Raw genomic sequence first — 17,269 nt, forward strand, 5'->3', positions numbered from 1 at the left:
CAGAAAGACCCCGAATGCACATCATCGAGGCCATCATCCTCGGGCTCGTGCAGGGACTCACGGAGTTCCTGCCGATCTCGTCGAGCGCGCACATCCGCATCGTCGGCGTGCTCCTTCCCTCACAGGCCGACCCGGGCGCGACCTTCACCGCCATCACCCAGATCGGCACCGAGCTCGCCGTTCTCGTCTACTTCTGGGCGAAGATCGTGCGGATCGTCAAGCAGTGGGCGCTGTCGCTCGCGGGCAAGGTCCCGCGCAACGACCCGGAGGCGCGCATGGGCTGGTTGGTCATCGTTGCGTCGATCCCGATCGGGATCCTCGGCTACACCCTGCAGGACTACATCCGGGAACCGTTCCGCAACCTGTGGCTCGTCGCGGCGGTGCTGATCGTCTTCGGCCTCATCCTGGGCGCGGCCGACCGCTTCAGCGCCCGGAAGCTCGAAGAAGCCGACGTCACCTACCCGCAGGGCATCACGATCGGCGTGGCACAAGCCCTCGCCCTCGTCCCCGGCGTGTCGCGATCGGGTGCCACGACGACAGCGGCGCGACTGTTCGGGTTCAAGCGCACCACGGCGGCCGAGTTCTCATTCCTGATGGCGATTCCCGCGGTGCTCGGCTCGGGCCTGTTCGAGGTCGTCCACGGCCTCGAGAGCGCAGACCCTGGCCCGTACGGCTGGAGCGGAACGATCGTCGCCACGATCGTCGCCTTCATCGTCGGCTGGGCCGTCGTGGCATACCTGATGCGCTACCTCGAGCGCGGAAGCTTCATGCCGTTCGTGATCTACCGCATCGCGCTCGGTGTGCTACTGATGATCCTGCTCGGCGCGGGGGTTCTGGATCCCTTCGCGAACTCCGCGGCGGCGTAGCCGTCCGCGGGCGAAACACCCGAGACGAGAGGGGGCCGGATCCGCACGGATCCGGCCCCCTCTCGTCTCATCCCTTCGGCGGGCGACCGTCGCGGAGGTACTTCTCGAAGGCCTGCGCGATCGCGTCGCCCGATGCCTCGGGGGAATCCCACGTGTCGCGCGCCTCCTCGAGCTGGTGGATGTAGTCGCGCATTTCGTCATCGTCGGCGGCCGCGGCGTCCACGGTCGCCTCCCAGGCCGCGGCCTCGGTGGGGAGGGATCCGAGCGGGATCTCGCGCCCGGTGATCTCGCCGATCCGCGCGAGCAGGGCGAGCGTCGCCTTCGGCGACGGGGTCGTCCCCGCCACATAGTGCGGCACGCTCGCCCAGAGAGACAGCGTCGGAATGCCCGCGCGTTCGGTCGCGTCGGTCAGGACGCCCAGGATCCCGGTGGGGCCCTCGTAGCGGCTGCGGTCGATCTCGAGCTGGTTGCGCAGCAGATTGTTCTCGCTCGTCGCGTGCACGGCGATCGGGCGGGTGTGCGGCACGTCGCTCATCATCGCGCCCACGGCGATGACGCCGGTGATGTCCTCCGCGAGGAGCGCGTCGACGAACTCGCCCGTGAACCCGCGCCAGGCGCGCGCGGGCTCGACGCCGCGGATCGTCCAGAAGCCGTCGGCTGCGCCGGGCCGGTGCAGCGTCGCCTCGGGCCACTCGAGGTAGCGGCGCCCCTCTCCGTCCGTGCGCATGGCGGGGCGGGTGTACTGGTAGTCGAAGAAGAGCTCGGGGTCGACGGCCGCGACCTCGACCCCGGGGCTGGCCTTGCGCAGGATCGACACCGTCTGGGACGCGGCCTCGCCGGCATCGTTCCAGCCGTCGAATGCGGCGACCGCGATCCTCGGGCCGAGCGCCTGTTGAATGCTGTCGTCCATCCTTCAAGGCTAACGGCAGGATGCTCCCCCTAGGCTGGTGCGGTGACTTCACTGGCTGGCCCGAAGGCCGTTCTCTGGGACATGGACGGCACGCTCGTCGACACCGAACCGTATTGGATCGTCGGCGAGACGGCGCTCGTCGAACGCTTCGGCGGCACGTGGACCCACGAGGACGCGCTCGCCCTCGTCGGCAACGACCTGTCGAGTTCCGCCCGGATCCTCCAGGGCGCGGGAGTCGACATGCCGGAGGAGGCGATCATCGAGCACCTCACGGACAGCGTGATCGAGCAGATCCGGGTGAAGGGCGTGCCGTTCCGCCCCGGGGCGCAGGCGCTGCTGCGAAGCCTGCGGGCCGCCGGTATCAAAACGGCGATCGTGACGATGTCGCGCCACCGTCTCGCCGAGCACGTCGCGGGGCTCATCGACTTCGACGCATTCGACGCGGTGCTCGGGGGCGACGACGTTCCGCGCCCCAAGCCGCACCCGGATCCGTACCTCGCCGGCGCGGACGCGCTCGGTGTCTCGATCGACGACTGCGTCGCGCTCGAGGATTCGCCGACCGGCCTGAGGTCGGCGGTCTCCTCGGGGGCCGTGTCGATCGGCGTACCGAACCTCGTCGCACTCGACGGCTACGGCGCTCACGAGATCTGGAACACCCTCGTCGGCCGCACGGCCGACGACGTCGCGCAGCTCTGGAAGGACACCCGCGCATGACCGCACCCCGTGGCCCGTTCGTCTACGGCGATCGCGTTCAGCTGACCGACCCGAAGGGCAAGCTGCAGACGACCACCCTCGTCGAGGGCGGCGAACTGCACACCCACATCGGTGTGTTGCGTCACCGCGACATCGTCGGGCGCGAGGACGGATCCGTCGTCGAGAACAGCGAAGGTCACGAGTACCTGTGCCTGAGGCCGCTGCTGCGCGACTTCGTGATGTCGATGCCGCGCGGCGCCGCGATCGTCTACCCGAAGGACGCCGGACAGATCGTCTCACAGGCCGACATCTTCCCCGGTGCGGTCGTCGTGGAGGCGGGCGTGGGCTCAGGGGCCCTATCGATGTCGCTGCTGCGCGCGGTCGGATCCACCGGGACGCTGCACTCCTTCGAGCGCCGCCCCGAGTTCGCGGAGGTCGCGCAGGCGAACATCGAGACCTTCTTCGGCGGCATCCCGGAGCAGTGGCAGATTCACTACGGTGACCTCGCCGAGGCGCTGCCGCGCGACATCGAGAACGGCACCGTCGACCGCGTCGTGCTCGACATGCTGGCGCCGTGGGAGGTGCTGCCCGCCGTCAGCGATGCCCTCATGCCCGGCGGCGTGGTGCTCTGCTACGTCGCGACCGCGACGCAGCTCAGCCGCGTGGCCGAGTTCATCCGTGGGCTTGGCGCGTTCACGGAGCCCGAATCGAGCGAGACAATGGTGCGCGGCTGGCACGTCGACGGACTCGCCGTGCGGCCCGATCACCGGATGGTGGGACACACCGGATTCCTCATCGTGGCGCGAAAGCTCGCCCCGGGATCCATCACCCCGGAGGTCAAGCGGCGCGCGTCCAAGCGCAGCTACGGCGACCACGACGAGGAGATCTGGACCCCGGGATCCGTCGGCGATCGCGAGATCACCGACAAGAACCTGCGCAAGCGGATCCGCGACGCCGAGAAGGCGGCGGCGGGCGCCCGCCGCGCCGCCGAGGCGCGCGGCGGCGAGCCGGTGGGCTGATCCATATTTTCGGGACAGTAGACTGACCCGGTGCGTAAGACGACATCGGCAGTCACTGTTCTCGGCCTCGCCGCGCTCGCCCTGGTGGGGTGCGCGTCCACTCCGGAGACCCCCGCGGCCTGCGGTCGCGCCGAGGGTTCGAGCTCAGCGCTCGGCTCCGTGACGGTCGAGGGCGACTTCCTCACCGAGATGCCGACCATCACGGCGCCGACGCACTTCCACTCGACGGGCGTGCAGTATCGCGACCAGGTCGAGGGCGACGGCCCGATCGTGCTGTCCGATGCGCAGCCGGTGACGCTGAGCATCGACTTCGTCAACCCTGCGACGAAGGAGAGCGTGGCGCTCAATCCCGCACCCGCGATGACGATCGACGCCTGGCAGGACATGCTGCCCGGCCTCTCGGAGGCGCTCCAGTGCGCCGCGGAGGGCTCGCGCGTCATCGCGGCGCTCGGCGAGGACGGCATCAACGAAGAATTCGGTGCTCAGCTGCCCGCATACATCGCGACCGACGGCAGCGACCTGGACCTCGGCGACGTCATCACGGTGATCGACGTGAACCGCGTGTACCTCCCGGCCGCCGACGGCTCGCTCGTGTACAACGCCGGCTCCGGCATGCCGAGCGTCGTGCGCGACGACACGGGAGTGCCGGGCATCACGATCCCGAGTTCGGCCGCGCCGAGCTCGCAGAAGACCGAAACCCTCATCGACGGCGACGGCGAGGCGATCGCCGACGGCGACATCGTCACGGTGCACTACACGAGCGTGAACTGGTCGACATCGTCGGTCTCCTCGTCCACCTGGGACACGGGCGCGCCCACCAGCGCGACGCTCGACCAGCTCCCCGATGGCTTTGAGAAGGCCCTCGAGGGCGCCTCCGTTGGGTCGCAGGTGATCACGGTCGTGCCGGCTGCGGGCGGGACCGCGACGGTCTCCGTCATCGACGTGTTGGGCATCGACAAGCCGTAACCGCCGCTCGCGGCCATAGGATGGCGGCGTGGCAGAACGGATCAGCGCGGCGGAGCGGATGCTCAGCCTCACGGTTGCGCTGCTGAGCACGCGCCGCGGCCTGACGCGGGCGGAGATCTTCCGCTCCGTCACCGGGTACGCCGAGCGGGTCGCGGCCGGGACCGACGAGGCCGCGCTCGAGCGCATGTTCGAGCGCGACAAGGAGGCGCTCGCGTCCCTCGGTACGCGCCTGGAGGTCATCGGCGATCCCGACAACCCGCAGAACCTGCGCGACGCCCGGTACCGGATCCCGCAGGACGACAACGCCCTGCCCGACGATCTCGAGTTCGACGCGGCGGAACTCGCGGCGCTGAGCCTCGCCGCGGACGCCTGGACCGAGGCGACGATGTCTCGCGAGGCGCGCGCGGGGCTCCGGAAGATCAGGGCGCTCGGGGTCGATCCCGACGAACCCATTTCGGGCTTCGCTCCCCGGCTCAGCGCGCGCGACGAGTCGTTCGGCCCCCTGCAGGACGCGATCGACCGGCGCCTGGAGGTGCGGTTCGACTACCTCCGGCCGGGGAGCCAGCGGGTGCGGACCCGCAGGGTGAAGCCGCTCGCCCTCGTCCAGTTCCAGGGGCGGTGGCACCTGCACGGCCTCGACGTCGGCGTGGGGGAGCCGCGCACCTTTCTGCTGAGCCGGATCGTGTCTCGCGTCTCGTCGACCGGCACCATCGTCGAGGAGTCGCTTTATCCGGGCGCCTCGGAGCGGGCGCTCGAGGGCCTTCGCGCGGTTGCCGCGCGACAGCACGCGCTCATCGAGGCCGTCCCGGATTCGGAGGCGGCGCTGCGGCTGGGGCGGCGCGCCGTCGCCTCGACGGACGACGTCCTCGAGGTTCCGTACGTCGACATGTTCCTCTTCGCGGACGAGCTCGCCTCCTACGGTCCGGATGCGCGCGTCTCCTCGCCTGCGGAGCTTCGCGAGCTCGTGGTCGAGAGGCTCGAGCGGGTCGCGCGCCTGCACGCGGGCGAGCCGGACCTCGACGCGGCCGCGGGTGCGGCGCCGGTGAAGGCGAAGAGGCGCGCCCCGATCGCCTCCGCAGACCGCGTGCGCGCGGTGCTCACGCTCGTGCCGTGGCTTCTCGAGCGCGAGGAGGTGCCCGTGGCGGAGGCCGCCGAGGCGTTCGAGGTGACACCCGACGAGGTGCGATCGATGCTCACGACCCTGACGCTGGTCGGCGAGCCCGCCGATGATTACTACACCGGCCGGATGTTCGACATCGACTGGGACCTGCTGGAGGACCACGACACCGTGCGGTTGACACAGACCGTCGGGATCGATCGCGTGCAGCGATTCACCTCTCGCGAATCCGCGGCGCTCATCGCCGGGCTCCAGCTCGTCGCCGCCGTGCCCGGCGCGGCCGATGCCGCGACGCTCGAGGCGCTGCGCGACAAGCTCGGGCGCGGATCCACCGGCGTGAGCGCGACCACCGTCGTCGTCGACGAACCCGTCGACGAGCGACGCGCCGAGCTGTCCCGGGCGATCGGGGAGCGGCGGGTCGTACGCTTCGACTACCGCGCACCGGAGGGCGACACCCTCTCGCGGAGCGTGGATCCGGCGCGGCTGGTTCTCGCGGGCGGACACTGGTACCTGCAGGGCTGGTGCCACCTGCGCGAGGGGACCCGCACCTTCCTCCTCGATCGAATGCGCGGGCTCGAGGTGACGGACGAGGCCGCGACGCATGCGGCGGACGAGCGCGCGGAGCTGTTCGCGCCGGGGGAGGACGACGTCTCCGCGACGCTGAGGTTCCCGACCCGAATGCGGACCGTTCTCGCCGACTATCTCGTGCATGCCGAACTGCGCGAGAACGGCGCGGAGACGTTCGCGACCATTCCGTTCGCCCACCCCGCGTCGGTGCGTCGACTCGCCGCGCGCGGCGGAGGCGACGTGGAGGTGCTCTCGCCGCCCGTCGCACGAGAAGCCGCAAAGACATGGGCGCAATCAGGCGCGGCACACAACTCGGCCGCGTAGACTGACGCAAAAGTACCTCGGAGCTTGGAGTTCATCATGGGCGGTCTGTTCCACCCCGGAGGAATGCAGATTCTGCTGCTCCTCGTCGTCATTCTGCTCATCTTCGGCGCGTCGCGTCTCCCGGCGCTCGCGAAGAGCATGGGCCAGTCGGCCCGCCTGTTCAAGAACGAGGTGAAGCAGATGAAGAGCGACGACACCTCGCAGAAGAACGACGCGTCGCTGCAGAACGAGGCTGCGCCGCAGCAGGCCACGGGTGAGCCGACGAACATCACGCCGCCCGCGGCGAAACCCGACACGACCCAGCAGTAACCCGCGTGGCTGGTTCCCTCCCCGGCGAGGGCGTCCCGGGCGAGCGCGTGCTCCCGAACGAGCGCAAGATGACGCTCGCCGGGCACCTTCGCGAGCTTCGGCGCAGGCTCACCATCGCCGCGATCGCGCTGGTGGTCAGCATGATCATCTCGGCGTTCCTCACCGACTGGATCATCGAGTGGCTGACCTATCCGATCACGGCCTTCGCGGAGAAGATCGGCGATGACAGCTTCACGAAGCTGACCTTCACGACGGTGACGGGGCCGTTCGACATGCGCTTCCGCATCGCCATGATCGCGGGCCTCGTGCTGTCGTCGCCGATGTGGCTGTGGCAGGTGTGGCGATTCATCACGCCCGGCCTGACGCGTCGGGAGTTCTGGTACGCGATGGGCTTCATGTGCGCCGCGATTCCGCTGTTCGTCGGCGGTGTCGTCGTGGCGATCATGCTCCTGCCGAACGTCATCATGGTGATGTCGTCGTTCTTCCCGAGCGACATCCAGAACGTCGGGCAGCTGTTCACCGCGACGGAGTACTACAACTTCGTGTTCCGCATGCTCGTGTTCTGCGGGATCGGATTCGTCACCCCCGTCTTCGTGGTGGCCCTGAACCTCGCGGGAATCGTGCGCGGAAAGTCGATCCTCAAGGCCTGGCGCTGGGTCCTCATCGCCTGCCTCGTGTTCGGAATGATGGTGTCGTCGCCCGCGGACATCATCACGATGATCGTGATGGCGAGCATCCTGTTCGTGCTCTACATGGCGGCGACGGTGTTCGCACTCATCGTCGACGCACGGCGGAAGAAGGCCAACCCCGAGGTCTTCGTCGACGTCGAGTAGGCAATGCAAGAGGCCGGGCCCGCCAGGGGCCCGGCCTCTTGCGCTGCCTCAGTGCTGGTGTGCGGCGCCGAGCTTGAAGGCGAGGCGGCCGTGCGCGTACGCGCCGCCCGCCTTCAGCGCGGACGCGACCCACGCGGCCTCGGCGATCTCGGCCTCCGTCGCACCGGCCGCGATGGCGTTATTGGTGTGGCCGTCGATGCAGTACACGCACTGCGTCGTGATGGCGACGGCAACGGCGATGAGCTCGCGGTACTTCAACGGAACCTCGCGCCCCTCCGGCGCGAAGACGGCATTGTTGAAGTCGTTGAAGGCCTTGAGCACATCCGGAGTGTGCTCCTTGTACGTGGCCACGTACTTCTTGTCGGTCGGGTCGAGATAGTGATCGCTCATGGGGCGAGCCTAGCGGCGCGAGGGGAGGGCGCGGCGCCGTCTTTCCCCATGTTTCGACGCGGATTCGACGTCGGTGGTCGGCGCCGACTAGCTTCGAGATACGCGCGCGCACGAGCGGTGCGCTCCCGAAAGGCCTTCTGATGACCGTCGAGATCTCCGTCTCTCACTGGGACGACCCCGTCGTCGTGCGCTTCCGCGAACTGATGGACGCCGAGGTGCAGCCGCTGTACGCCCACCTCCGAGACCGCGTGTCGCCCGTCGTCGTCGACGCGAGCACCGTCATCGTGACGCTCGTCGCGAGCGTCGGTGGCGAGCAGGTCGGCACCGTCGCCCTGAAGCAGAGCGGCGCATACGTGGAGGTCAAGCGGCTGTATGTCGCCGAGGCCGGTCGTCGGACGGGCGTCGCGACGGCTCTCCTGGCGGCCATCGAACGCGAGGCGGCTGCGCGCGGTGCGCGCGAGCTGTTCCTCCAGACCGGCTCGTCGCAGCCCGCCGCGATGGCCCTCTACGAGCGCGACGGCTGGATCCCGACGGCCCCTTACGGGCCGTACGCCGGTGATGAGCTGCTGAGCCGCTGCTACGTGAAGCTGCTCGCACGCCCTGTCGTGGCCGCGCTGGCCGCGCCGGACGGCGATGCCGGGCGCGCGGTCGCCGCTCTGGAGGAGCTCGACGAGGCCGGTGCGGATCTCGTGATCGTCCCCGACGTTCCGCTCGCGGGCGGATCGGCGGGCCTCGACGCTCCGATGCTCGCCGGTGCGGGCGCCGCGCGCACGCATCACACCGCGCTCGCGCCGAGGATCGACACCGTTCACACGGAGCCGTTCAACGTCGCGAAGGCCGTGCAGACGGTCGACTGGGTCACGGCGGGCCGGGCGGGATGGGTGGTGGTCGCGTCGACGTCGGCCGCGGACACACAGGCCCTGGGCCGCCGCACCGCCGCGCCGACGGCCGAGGCCGCGTGGGCCGAGGCGGAGGCCGTTATCGACACGGTCCACCTTCTCGAGGACTCGTGGGACGACGATGCTGAGATCCGCGACGTGAGTACGGGGCGATTCATCGACCGGGCGAAGGTGCACCACGTGAACGTCGAGACCGAGTTCTTCCGCGTCAAGGGTCCGTCGATCGTGCCGCGTTCGCCGCAGGGTCGCGTGCCCGTCATCATCGAGGTGCTCGATGCCGGCCCGGCGGTCGAGGTCGCTGCGAGGAAGGCCGACGTCGTGCGCGCCGCGACGCCGGAACTCGCTCGTCGGGTCCGCGAACTCGCGACCCGGCGCGTCACCGTCCTGGTCGACGTGGATCCGTCGAACGCCCCCCGCGCGCCGCACGAGCGCAGCGCCGAGGAACGCGTCGCCGCCTTCGCGGCGGACCTCCGCGCCCGCGCCGATGCGGACGGCATCGTGCTGAGTGGATCCGCGGCGGAGGTCCTCGCCGCCGTGCGCGCGAACGCCGGCCCGGGCGATGGCGCACGGACGCTGAGGGAACGGCTCGGTCTGCCGAGGCCCGCCGGCGTCTTCGAGAAGACCGGAGCCATCGAGAAGGAGGACGCGCGATGAGCGCCCGCCGCATGCACCTCGGTGCCCATTTCCCCGGCGTGAATCAGACGACCATCTGGAACCGGCCCGAGTCGGGCAGTCAGATCGACCCCGCGTCCTTCACCCACTTCGCGCAGAGCGCGGAGCGCGGTCTCATGGACCTCGTGTTTCTGGCCGAGGGACTCCGGCTGCGCGAACACGCGGGAGAGATCCACGACCTCGACGTCGTTGGCCGGCCGGACACCCTCGTCCAGCTCGCGCAGCTCGCCCGCCAGACCTCCCACATCGGGTTGATCGCGACGCTGAGCACGACCTTCAACGAGCCCGTGGAGTTCGCCCGGCAGCTCGCGACCCTCGACGCCCTGTCGGACGGTCGAGCGGGATGGAACCTGGTCACGAGCCATGACGCCTTCTTCGGCGCGAACTTCCGTCGCGGCGGCTATCTCGCCGACGAGGACCGCTACGAACGGGCGCGGGCTTTCGCGGATATCGCGATCGCGCTCTGGGACGCGGCGGGCACGGGGGAGGCCGTGCGCGTGCACGATCGCTTCTTCGACATCGAGGCGCGGGCAACGGTGCCGCCGACGCCGCAGCGCAGGCCGGTGGTCATGCAGGCCGGTCTCTCACCCGAAGGACGCGACATCGCCGTGCGGTACGCCGAGACGGTGTTCTCGCCGTTCCTGCGCGGCGCGGCGGCCGATGATTACGCCTCGGACCTGCGCGCACGCCTGCGCCGAGCCGGCCGCCCGGAGGACGGGATCAAGATCCTCGCGTCGGCCTCCTTCGCGCTCGGCGATACACCGGAGGAGGCGCGCGAGCAGGCGCGGCGCGACCAGCGCGATCAAGTGAGCCCCGCCACCGCCATCCGCCACATCGAATCGATCTGGGGGCGCCGCTTCGACGGCCTCGACGCGGATGGCCCGTTGCCGCCGCTCAGCGATGTCGTCGAGGGCGTCGAGCTGTCGGCGGGCCGCGCCAAGATGCACCAGGATCAGCGTGGCCGTGCCGCCGAGCTCATCGCGCGTGCCGAGGCCGAGAACCTCAGCGTCCGCGAGGTCGTCATTCGGGCGACCACCTTCGGTGCGCCGCTCATCGGCACGCCGTCCGACGTGGCCCGACAGATGGACGAGCACGTGCAGTCGGGCGCATGCCACGGCTTCATGCTGATCCCGTCGATCACCCCGACGGGCCTCGACCGCTTCGTCGACGAGGTGATCCCCGAACTGCAGAACCGCGGCGTGTATCGCACCGAATACGAGGGGGAGACCTTCCGCGACCGCCTGGCGTGATGGGATAGGCGTATGCCATCTCCCGCCGAAATGTACGCCGAGGCCCGCGCCCAGCGCCAGCACCCCATCACGGCGGAGTTCGCCGCGGAGCAGCGGTTCGAACTGGATCCCTTCCAGGTCGCCGGTTGCCGCGCGCTCGAGGGCGGCTCGAGCGTGCTCGTCGCGGCGCCGACCGGGGCCGGCAAGACGATCGTCGGAGAGTTCGCGATCCATCTCGCGATGCGCTCGCCCGCGGACAAGGCGTTCTATACGACGCCGATGAAGGCGCTGTCGAACCAGAAGTTCCGCGAGTTGCAGGACGTCTACGGTCCGGAGAACGTCGGCCTGCTGACGGGCGACACGAACATCAACGGCGACGCGCGCGTGGTCGTGATGACGACCGAAGTGCTGCGGAACATGATTTACGCGGGCTCGCGCGCGCTCGACGGGCTGCGGTACGTCGTGATGGACGAGGTGCACTACCTCGCCGACAGGTTCCGCGGCGCGGTCTGGGAAGAGGTCATCATCCACCTGCCCGAGAGCGTGCGGCTCATCGGGCTGTCGGCGACCGTGTCGAACGCGGAGGAGTTCGGTGACTGGATCGGCACGGTCCGCGGCGACACCGAGGTCATCGTCTCCGAGACGCGCCCCGTGCCGCTCGAGCAGCATGTCCTCGCGAAGGGCGAGCTGATCCCGCTCTTCGACGAGCACAGCGTCTCTGAGGTCAACCGCGAGCTGCTGCGTCTCGGGCGCGGGTTCTCCTCGGGGGGATCCGGCGGGCGCGGTCAGGGCGGCCGCGGGCGTCATCGCGGGGCTCCTCGACCCCGTTTCGCGGGCCGCCTGGATCGCGCGGCGGCGATCGATCTGCTCGAGCACCGCAACCTTCTGCCGGCCATCTTCTTCATCTTCAGCCGCGTCGGCTGCGAGCAGGCCGTCGAGCAGGCGCGCCGCTCCGGCATCCGCCTGACGAGCCGCGAGGAGAGGGAGCAGATCCGAGAGATCGTGCGGCAGCGCACGGCGACGCTGCAGGACGAGGATCTCGGCGTGCTGGGCTTCTTCGAGTGGTCGGACAACCTCGAGCGCGGCATCGCGGCCCACCACGCGGGCATCCTCCCGGTGTTCAAGGAGGTCGTCGAGGAGCTGTTCCAGAAAAAACTCGTGAAGGTCGTCTTCGCGACCGAGACCCTCGCTCTCGGCATCAACATGCCGGCCCGCACGGTCGTGCTGGAGAAGCTCGAGAAGTTCAACGGCGAGGCGCGCGTGCCGATCACCTCCGGGGAGTACACGCAGCTCACCGGACGCGCCGGTCGTCGCGGGATCGACGTGGAGGGCCACGCGGTCGTGCACTGGACGGAGGGCGTTGACCCGGAGGCCGTGGCCTCGCTGGCGTCGCGCCGCACCTACCCGCTGAACTCGTCGTTCCGGCCCACCTACAACATGGCCGTCAACCTCATCGACCAGTTCGGGCAGGAACCCGCGCGCGAGATCCTCGAGTCGTCGTTCGCGCAGTTCCAGGCCGACCGGGCGGTCGTGGGGCTCGCCCGCGAGGTGCGGCGTGCGGAGGAGTCGCTCGCCGGGTATCTCGCATCGATGACGTGTCACCTCGGCGATTTCGCCGAGTACGCCGGGATCCGCCGAGAGCTGACGGATCTCGAGAAGAAGGCCCGGAGGGACGTGACCGCGTCGAAGGCCCGGCAGGAGCAGCGCCGCCAGCAGATGGCGAAGCTCAAGAAGCGGCTGCAGCGCCACCCCTGCCATCAGTGCGCCGAGCGCGAGCAGCACGCGCGTTGGGGAGAGCGCTACTACCGGCTGAAGCGCACGACCGACAAACAGCGCCGCGAGATCACGTCCCGCACGGGAACCGTCGCGCGCCAGTTCGACCGCATCGTCGACGTCCTCGCCGCCCTCGACTACGTCGGCTTCGATGGCGACGGATCCGCCAGCCTGACGGACACCGGTCGCACGATGAAACGGATCTACGGCGACCGCGACCTGCTCGTCGCGGAGTCCCTCCGGCGCGGGCTCTGGCGCGAGCTGGATCCGGCATCCCTGGCCGCCCTCGCCTGCTCCCTCGTCTACGAGCCGCGCCGCGGCGAGCAGGGCGGCGACTTCGCGCTCCCGCGCGGTCCCTTCCGCGAGGCGCTCGACGCGACCGAACGGCTATGGGCGGAGCTCGACGACCTGGAGCAGGATCATCGGCTCCCTGGCACCGCGCCGATCGCGCCCGGCCTCGCCCAGGCGATGCACCTGTGGGCGCGCGGCGTGATTCTCGACCGGGTCCTCGGCACCGCCGACATGGCGGCCGGCGACTTCGTGCGCTGGGCGAAGCAGACCATCGACCTGCTCGATCAGATCTCGATCGTCGCGGAGGGCGACCTCGGACGCACCGCCCGCCGCGCCCTCGACGCGGTGCGCCGCGGGATCGTCGCCTACTCGGGCGTCTAAGCTCGTGACGCCTCGGCGCGCTCGTCGGCGGACGGCTGGGCATGCCGTGGAGCGATGACGACCTAGGATTGTTCGGTGCGCATCGACATCGTGACCATCTTCCCGGCGTTCTTCGACGTGCTCGACGTGTCGCTGATCGGCAAGGCGCGCGAGTCCGGCGTGCTCGATCTGCGCGTGCACGACCTGCGCGAGCACACCCACGACCGCCACCGCACCGTCGACGACACCCCGTACGGCGGGGGCGCCGGCATGGTGATGAAGCCGGAGCCGTGGGGCGAGGCGCTCGACGAGATCCTCGTCGACGACGCAGTCCTGGTCGTTCCGACGCCATCGGGCGAGGTGTTCACGCAGGCGACGGCGCGGGAGCTCGCGGGGGAGGAGCACCTCGTGTTCGCCTGCGGCCGTTACGAGGGCATCGATCAGCGCGTGCTCGACCACTACGCGGCGCGCGGCCGGGTGCGGCTCGTGAGCATCGGCGACTACGTGCTCAACGGCGGCGAGGTCGCGTCGATGGCGATGATCGAGGCGATCGGCCGCCTCATTCCCGGCGTCGTCGGCAACCCGGAGAGCCTCGTGGAGGAATCGCACGAGCTCGGGATGCTCGAGTACCCGATCTACACGAAGCCGGCCGAGTGGCGAGGCCTCACCGTGCCGGACGTGCTGCTCAGCGGCCACCACGCGAAGATCGCCGAGTGGCGCCGTGCGCAGGCCCTCGAGCGAACGCGAGAGCGCCGCCCCGACCTGCTCGACGAGCGGGATCGGTGACGGCGCTCCGCTGAGGCCTCCCGGGCCCGGTTGCTCAGGCCTGGGTGAGGATGATCGGGCCGTCCTCCGTGATCGCGATGGTGTGCTCGCTGTGCGCGCCACGGGATCCGTCGGCGCTCGAGAGCGTCCACCCGTCGCGCTGCTCCGTGATGAGTTCGTCGGTCGACTGGAGGAACCACGGCTCGATCGCGATGACGAGGCCGGGCTTGAGCGGGAAGCCGCGCCCGGCGCGGCCCGCGTTCGGAATGTGGGGGTCGCCGTGCATCGTGCGGCCCACGCCGTGACCACCGAAGTCGGTGTTGATCTTCAGCCCATCGGCGCGCGCCACCTTGGCGATCGCGGCCGAGATGTCGCCGACCTTGCCGCCGGGCTGGGCAGCCGCGATTCCCGCGGCGAGGGCGCGTTCGGTGGTGTCGATCAGGGCCAGGTCCTCGGCGCGGGGCGTTCCCACGACGAAGGAGATCGCGGAATCCGCGACCCAGCCGTTGAGCGACACGGCGAAGTCGAGGGTCAGCAGGTCGCCGTCCTTCAGGGCGTAGTCGAACGGCATGCCGTGCAGCACCGACTCGTTCACGGAAGTGCAGATCACGTGGCCGAAGGGCCCGGATCCGAAAGAGGGTGCGTAGTCGATGTAGCAGCTCTCGGCACCCGCCCGACGGATGAGCTCGTGTGCGCGCTTGTCGATGTGGAGCAGGTTCATGCCGACCGTCACCTCGCGCTTGAGGGCCTGCAGGGTTTCGGCGACGAAGCGTCCGACGGGGCGCATCTGCTCGATCTCGGCGGGTGTGCGCAATTCGATCATGGGAGTCCTTTCGCATTTCGTGCGTGTGGGAACCATTCTCGCCGATGGCACCGGGAATGCGCGCATCGGCGGTTTCGCGCAGCTTCGGAGCTGTGGCAGAATAGTTCTTTGTGCCGTGACCGGCGCGCCCGTTGGTGCCTCGGTTGTGACTCTGCCACGGGGGAGTCACGGTCTCGTTCGCCGGGGCCCACGACGCCGCCTTCTTCATTTCCTTCGGAAGTGATCGGCCCGTGGCGGTCACAGAGAGCGATTCATCATGAACATCATTGATGCACTCGACGCAGCCTCGCTGCGTAGCGACATCCCGGAGTTCGGCCCCGGCGACACCGTCAAGGTCCACGTCAACATCGTCGAGGGTAACCGCTCGCGAGTTCAGGTGTTCCAGGGCGTCGTGATCGGCCGTCAGGGCTCGGGCCTTCGCGAGACGTTCACCGTTCGCAAGATCAGCTTCCAGGTGGGCGTGGAGCGTATGTTCCCCGTTCACTCGCCGATCATCGACAAGATCGAGGTCATGACCCGCGGTGACGTGCGTCGCGCCAAGATCTACTACCTGCGCGGTCTCACCGGCAAGAAGGCGCGCATCCGCGAGAAGCGCACCAACAACGCCTGATTCCGGTCAGATTCATAGCGAACGCCCCGCGCCGCCTCCGGCGCGGGGCGTTCGTCGTATGGGAGCCTAAAAGTGATGACAACAGAAGCAGGATCGTCCCCGTCCCCTGAGCGTTCTCGCGGACGGGGTTTTCTCACGTTCCTGCGCGACGTCGTCGTGATCGTCGTCGTCGCGGTACTCGTCTCCGTGCTCATCAAGACGTTCGTCGTGCGGTCGTTCTACATTCCCTCCGAATCGATGGAGAACACCCTTCTCGTCGACGACAAAATCCTCGTCGACGAGCTCACACCGAAGTTCGGCGGGTACCACCGCGGCGACGTCATCGTGTTCGCGGATCCGGGCGGATGGCTGGACGGCGCGAGCGCACCGCAGCCGGGCGGCGTCACAGGCGCCATCGACTGGGCGCTCTCAGCCGTCGGCCTGAGCGCATCGGACTCGGACGAGCACCTCGTCAAGCGCCTCATCGGTCTGCCCGGCGACCACATCACGTGCTGCAACGAGCTCGGGCAGCTCGTGATCAACGGCGCCGGAATCGACGAGTCGGATTACCTGCGGTTGCCCGCGGGATCCTCGCTCGCGTCGAAGGTCGATTTCGACGTCGTCGTCCCGGACGGCATGGTCTGGGTCATGGGCGACAACCGCAACAACTCGCGCGATTCGCGCTTCCACAACACCCAGCCGGGCGGTGGTTTCGTACCGATCGACGACATCGTCGGACGCGTCGCGCTGCGCACCTGGCCGCTCAGCACGTTCGGGCCGCTCGAGAACCAGACCTCGGTCTTCCGGGGGGTTCCCGAGGGGACGGGCGAATGAGCGCGATTTCGCCCACGCTCGAGCTCGAACGACGGCTTCTCGAGGAGTTCCCCTTCGTGATCGGCCTCGACGAGGTTGGCCGGGGCGCACTCGCGGGGCCCGTCACGGTCGGTGCGAGCATCATCGACGCAGACGTCGCCCGCGGCGAGGTGCCGGACGGACTGCGCGACTCGAAGCTCGTCTCCGAGAAGCGGCGCCCCGAGGTGGCGGAGCGGACCGCGGCGTGGGTGCGCGGCACGGCCCTCGGCTGGGCGACGCCCGGAGAGGTCGACGAGCGCGGGATCCTCGGAGCGCTGGGGCTCGCCGCGCTCCGCGCCATCATCGGCCTGCGCGAACAGGGATTTCCCGTCGAGTCGGCCGTGCACCTGCTGGACGGCGACCGGGACTACCTCTCCCGCGTGGCGTTCGACCAGCTCGGAAGGTTGGACGTGCGCACCGTGGTGAAGGGCGACCGCGACCGCGCGGCGATCTCCGCGGCGTCCATCGCGGCGAAGGTCGCCCGTGACGCACTGATGGTCGGCCTGCACGAGGGATTCGAGGCGTACGCCTGGGATCGAAACAAGGGCTACGCGAGCGCCGCGCACCGTGAGGCGATCCGGGCGCACGGGCTCACGGCACACCACCGGCAGTCGTGGGCGATCGCCCCCGCCCCGCCGCTTTTCTGAATGCGAGGGCGACCTCGTAGGATAGGACGACCATGGATGAGGATGCTTTCGAGGAGTTCGACCGCGAGCTCGAGCTCGCACTGTACCGCGAGTATCGCGACATCGTCGGCCAATTCCAGTACGTCGTCGAGACGGAGCGTCGGTTCTACCTCGCCAACGAGGTCGGTGTCGTCCGTCATGACACGGAGCACGATTTCTACTTCGAGATCACGATGCGAGACGTCTGGGTGTGGGACATCTACCGCGCCAACCGCTTCGTCACGAGCGTGCGGGTGTTGACGTTCAAGGACGTCAACGTCGAGGAGCTCTCGCGCGGCGAGTTCAAGCTCCCCGACGACATGTCCCTCGACAAGCCCTGATCGCCGTCAGCGCGTC

18 protein-coding genes are annotated in these 17,269 nt (G+C 69.3%); 15 read left to right on the forward strand and 3 right to left on the reverse strand.

Translation table 11 applies throughout. The annotated features are described in order from the left end of the window. The first annotated feature begins 14 nt into the window (after positions 1-14). The gene (locus IEX05_RS04335; RefSeq protein WP_188700156.1) at positions 15-866 is read left to right on the forward strand and encodes an undecaprenyl-diphosphate phosphatase; all 852 of its coding nucleotides are present in this window, start codon (positions 15-17) and stop codon (positions 864-866) included. 67 nt (positions 867-933) lie between these two features. Here the strand turns inward: IEX05_RS04335 and IEX05_RS04340 are convergent, their stop codons facing one another. Beyond that, positions 934-1,776: a proteasome assembly chaperone family protein gene (locus IEX05_RS04340; protein ID WP_188700157.1), complete on the reverse strand. Its 843-nt coding sequence runs from the start codon at positions 1,774-1,776 to the stop codon at positions 934-936. A gap of 42 nt (positions 1,777-1,818) precedes the next feature. Here IEX05_RS04340 and IEX05_RS04345 point away from each other — a divergent pair, with 42 nt between their 5' ends. The 6 genes from IEX05_RS04345 to tatC are packed head-to-tail and all read left to right on the forward strand — an operon-like array spanning position 1,819 to position 7,604. Further along, positions 1,819-2,490: an HAD family hydrolase gene (locus IEX05_RS04345; RefSeq protein ID WP_268237859.1), complete on the forward strand. Its 672-nt coding sequence runs from the start codon at positions 1,819-1,821 to the stop codon at positions 2,488-2,490. Next, a complete protein-coding gene (locus IEX05_RS04350; RefSeq protein WP_188700158.1) occupies positions 2,487-3,488 on the forward strand; it encodes a tRNA (adenine-N1)-methyltransferase in 1,002 nt (333 codons plus the stop codon). Before IEX05_RS04345 ends, IEX05_RS04350 begins: the two co-directional genes overlap by 4 nt. Before the next feature lie 30 nt (positions 3,489-3,518). Continuing rightward, positions 3,519-4,454, forward strand: coding sequence for an FKBP-type peptidyl-prolyl cis-trans isomerase (locus IEX05_RS04355; protein ID WP_188700159.1), 936 nt, complete (start codon positions 3,519-3,521; stop codon positions 4,452-4,454). 28 nt (positions 4,455-4,482) lie between these two features. Then, a complete protein-coding gene (locus IEX05_RS04360) occupies positions 4,483-6,462 on the forward strand; it encodes a helix-turn-helix transcriptional regulator (protein ID WP_188700160.1) in 1,980 nt (659 codons plus the stop codon). Between the two features lie 36 nt (positions 6,463-6,498). Further along, positions 6,499-6,771 carry a twin-arginine translocase TatA/TatE family subunit gene (tatA, locus tag IEX05_RS04365; RefSeq protein WP_188700161.1) on the forward strand — a complete coding sequence of 91 codons (273 nt, stop codon included), beginning with the start codon at positions 6,499-6,501 and terminating at the stop codon, positions 6,769-6,771. 5 nt (positions 6,772-6,776) lie between these two features. After that, on the forward strand, positions 6,777-7,604 hold the full coding sequence (tatC, locus tag IEX05_RS04370; RefSeq protein ID WP_188700162.1) for a twin-arginine translocase subunit TatC: 828 nt from the start codon (positions 6,777-6,779) through the stop codon (positions 7,602-7,604). A 48-nt stretch (positions 7,605-7,652) separates the two neighbouring features. Here the strand turns inward: tatC and IEX05_RS04375 are convergent, their stop codons facing one another. Beyond that, a complete protein-coding gene (locus IEX05_RS04375) occupies positions 7,653-7,994 on the reverse strand; it encodes a carboxymuconolactone decarboxylase family protein (RefSeq protein ID WP_188700163.1) in 342 nt (113 codons plus the stop codon). Between the two features lie 140 nt (positions 7,995-8,134). Here IEX05_RS04375 and IEX05_RS04380 point away from each other — a divergent pair, with 140 nt between their 5' ends. From IEX05_RS04380 to trmD, 4 genes are all read left to right on the forward strand, one after another. After that, entirely contained in the window at positions 8,135-9,547 is a 1,413-nt protein-coding gene (locus IEX05_RS04380) for a GNAT family N-acetyltransferase (RefSeq protein ID WP_188700164.1), read from the forward strand. Then, positions 9,544-10,815 carry an NtaA/DmoA family FMN-dependent monooxygenase gene (locus IEX05_RS04385; protein ID WP_188700165.1) on the forward strand — a complete coding sequence of 424 codons (1,272 nt, stop codon included), beginning with the start codon at positions 9,544-9,546 and terminating at the stop codon, positions 10,813-10,815. Before IEX05_RS04380 ends, IEX05_RS04385 begins: the two co-directional genes overlap by 4 nt. 12 nt (positions 10,816-10,827) lie before the next feature. Further along, positions 10,828-13,239 (forward strand): DEAD/DEAH box helicase, encoded by a 2,412-nt coding sequence (locus IEX05_RS04390; RefSeq protein ID WP_188700166.1) that lies wholly within the window; start codon positions 10,828-10,830, stop codon positions 13,237-13,239. A gap of 75 nt (positions 13,240-13,314) precedes the next feature. After that, a complete protein-coding gene (gene trmD, locus IEX05_RS04395) occupies positions 13,315-14,004 on the forward strand; it encodes a tRNA (guanosine(37)-N1)-methyltransferase TrmD (protein WP_188700167.1) in 690 nt (229 codons plus the stop codon). A gap of 34 nt (positions 14,005-14,038) precedes the next feature. On the opposite strand, the gene map is transcribed toward trmD, so the two are convergent. Then, positions 14,039-14,806 (reverse strand): type I methionyl aminopeptidase, encoded by a 768-nt coding sequence (gene map / locus IEX05_RS04400; protein ID WP_188700168.1) that lies wholly within the window; start codon positions 14,804-14,806, stop codon positions 14,039-14,041. 256 nt (positions 14,807-15,062) lie between these two features. On the opposite strand from map, the gene rplS reads away from it, so the two are divergent. From rplS to IEX05_RS04420, 4 genes are all read left to right on the forward strand, one after another. Continuing rightward, complete coding sequence (gene rplS / locus IEX05_RS04405) at positions 15,063-15,416, forward strand: 50S ribosomal protein L19 (protein ID WP_188700169.1); 354 nt, start codon at positions 15,063-15,065, stop codon at positions 15,414-15,416. A 75-nt stretch (positions 15,417-15,491) separates the two neighbouring features. Beyond that, complete coding sequence (gene lepB / locus IEX05_RS04410) at positions 15,492-16,229, forward strand: signal peptidase I (protein WP_188700170.1); 738 nt, start codon at positions 15,492-15,494, stop codon at positions 16,227-16,229. Continuing rightward, positions 16,226-16,894, forward strand: a complete 669-nt coding sequence (gene rnhB / locus IEX05_RS04415) for a ribonuclease HII (protein WP_188700171.1) — start codon at positions 16,226-16,228, stop codon at positions 16,892-16,894. Before lepB ends, rnhB begins: the two co-directional genes overlap by 4 nt. A 32-nt stretch (positions 16,895-16,926) precedes the next feature. Next, the gene (locus IEX05_RS04420) at positions 16,927-17,253 is read left to right on the forward strand and encodes a DUF2469 family protein (protein WP_188700172.1); all 327 of its coding nucleotides are present in this window, start codon (positions 16,927-16,929) and stop codon (positions 17,251-17,253) included. Positions 17,254-17,269: the final 16 nt, after the last annotated feature.

The sequence above is a fragment of the Microbacterium nanhaiense genome, from assembly GCF_014646015.1.
Taxonomy (GTDB): domain Bacteria; phylum Actinomycetota; class Actinomycetes; order Actinomycetales; family Microbacteriaceae; genus Microbacterium; species Microbacterium nanhaiense.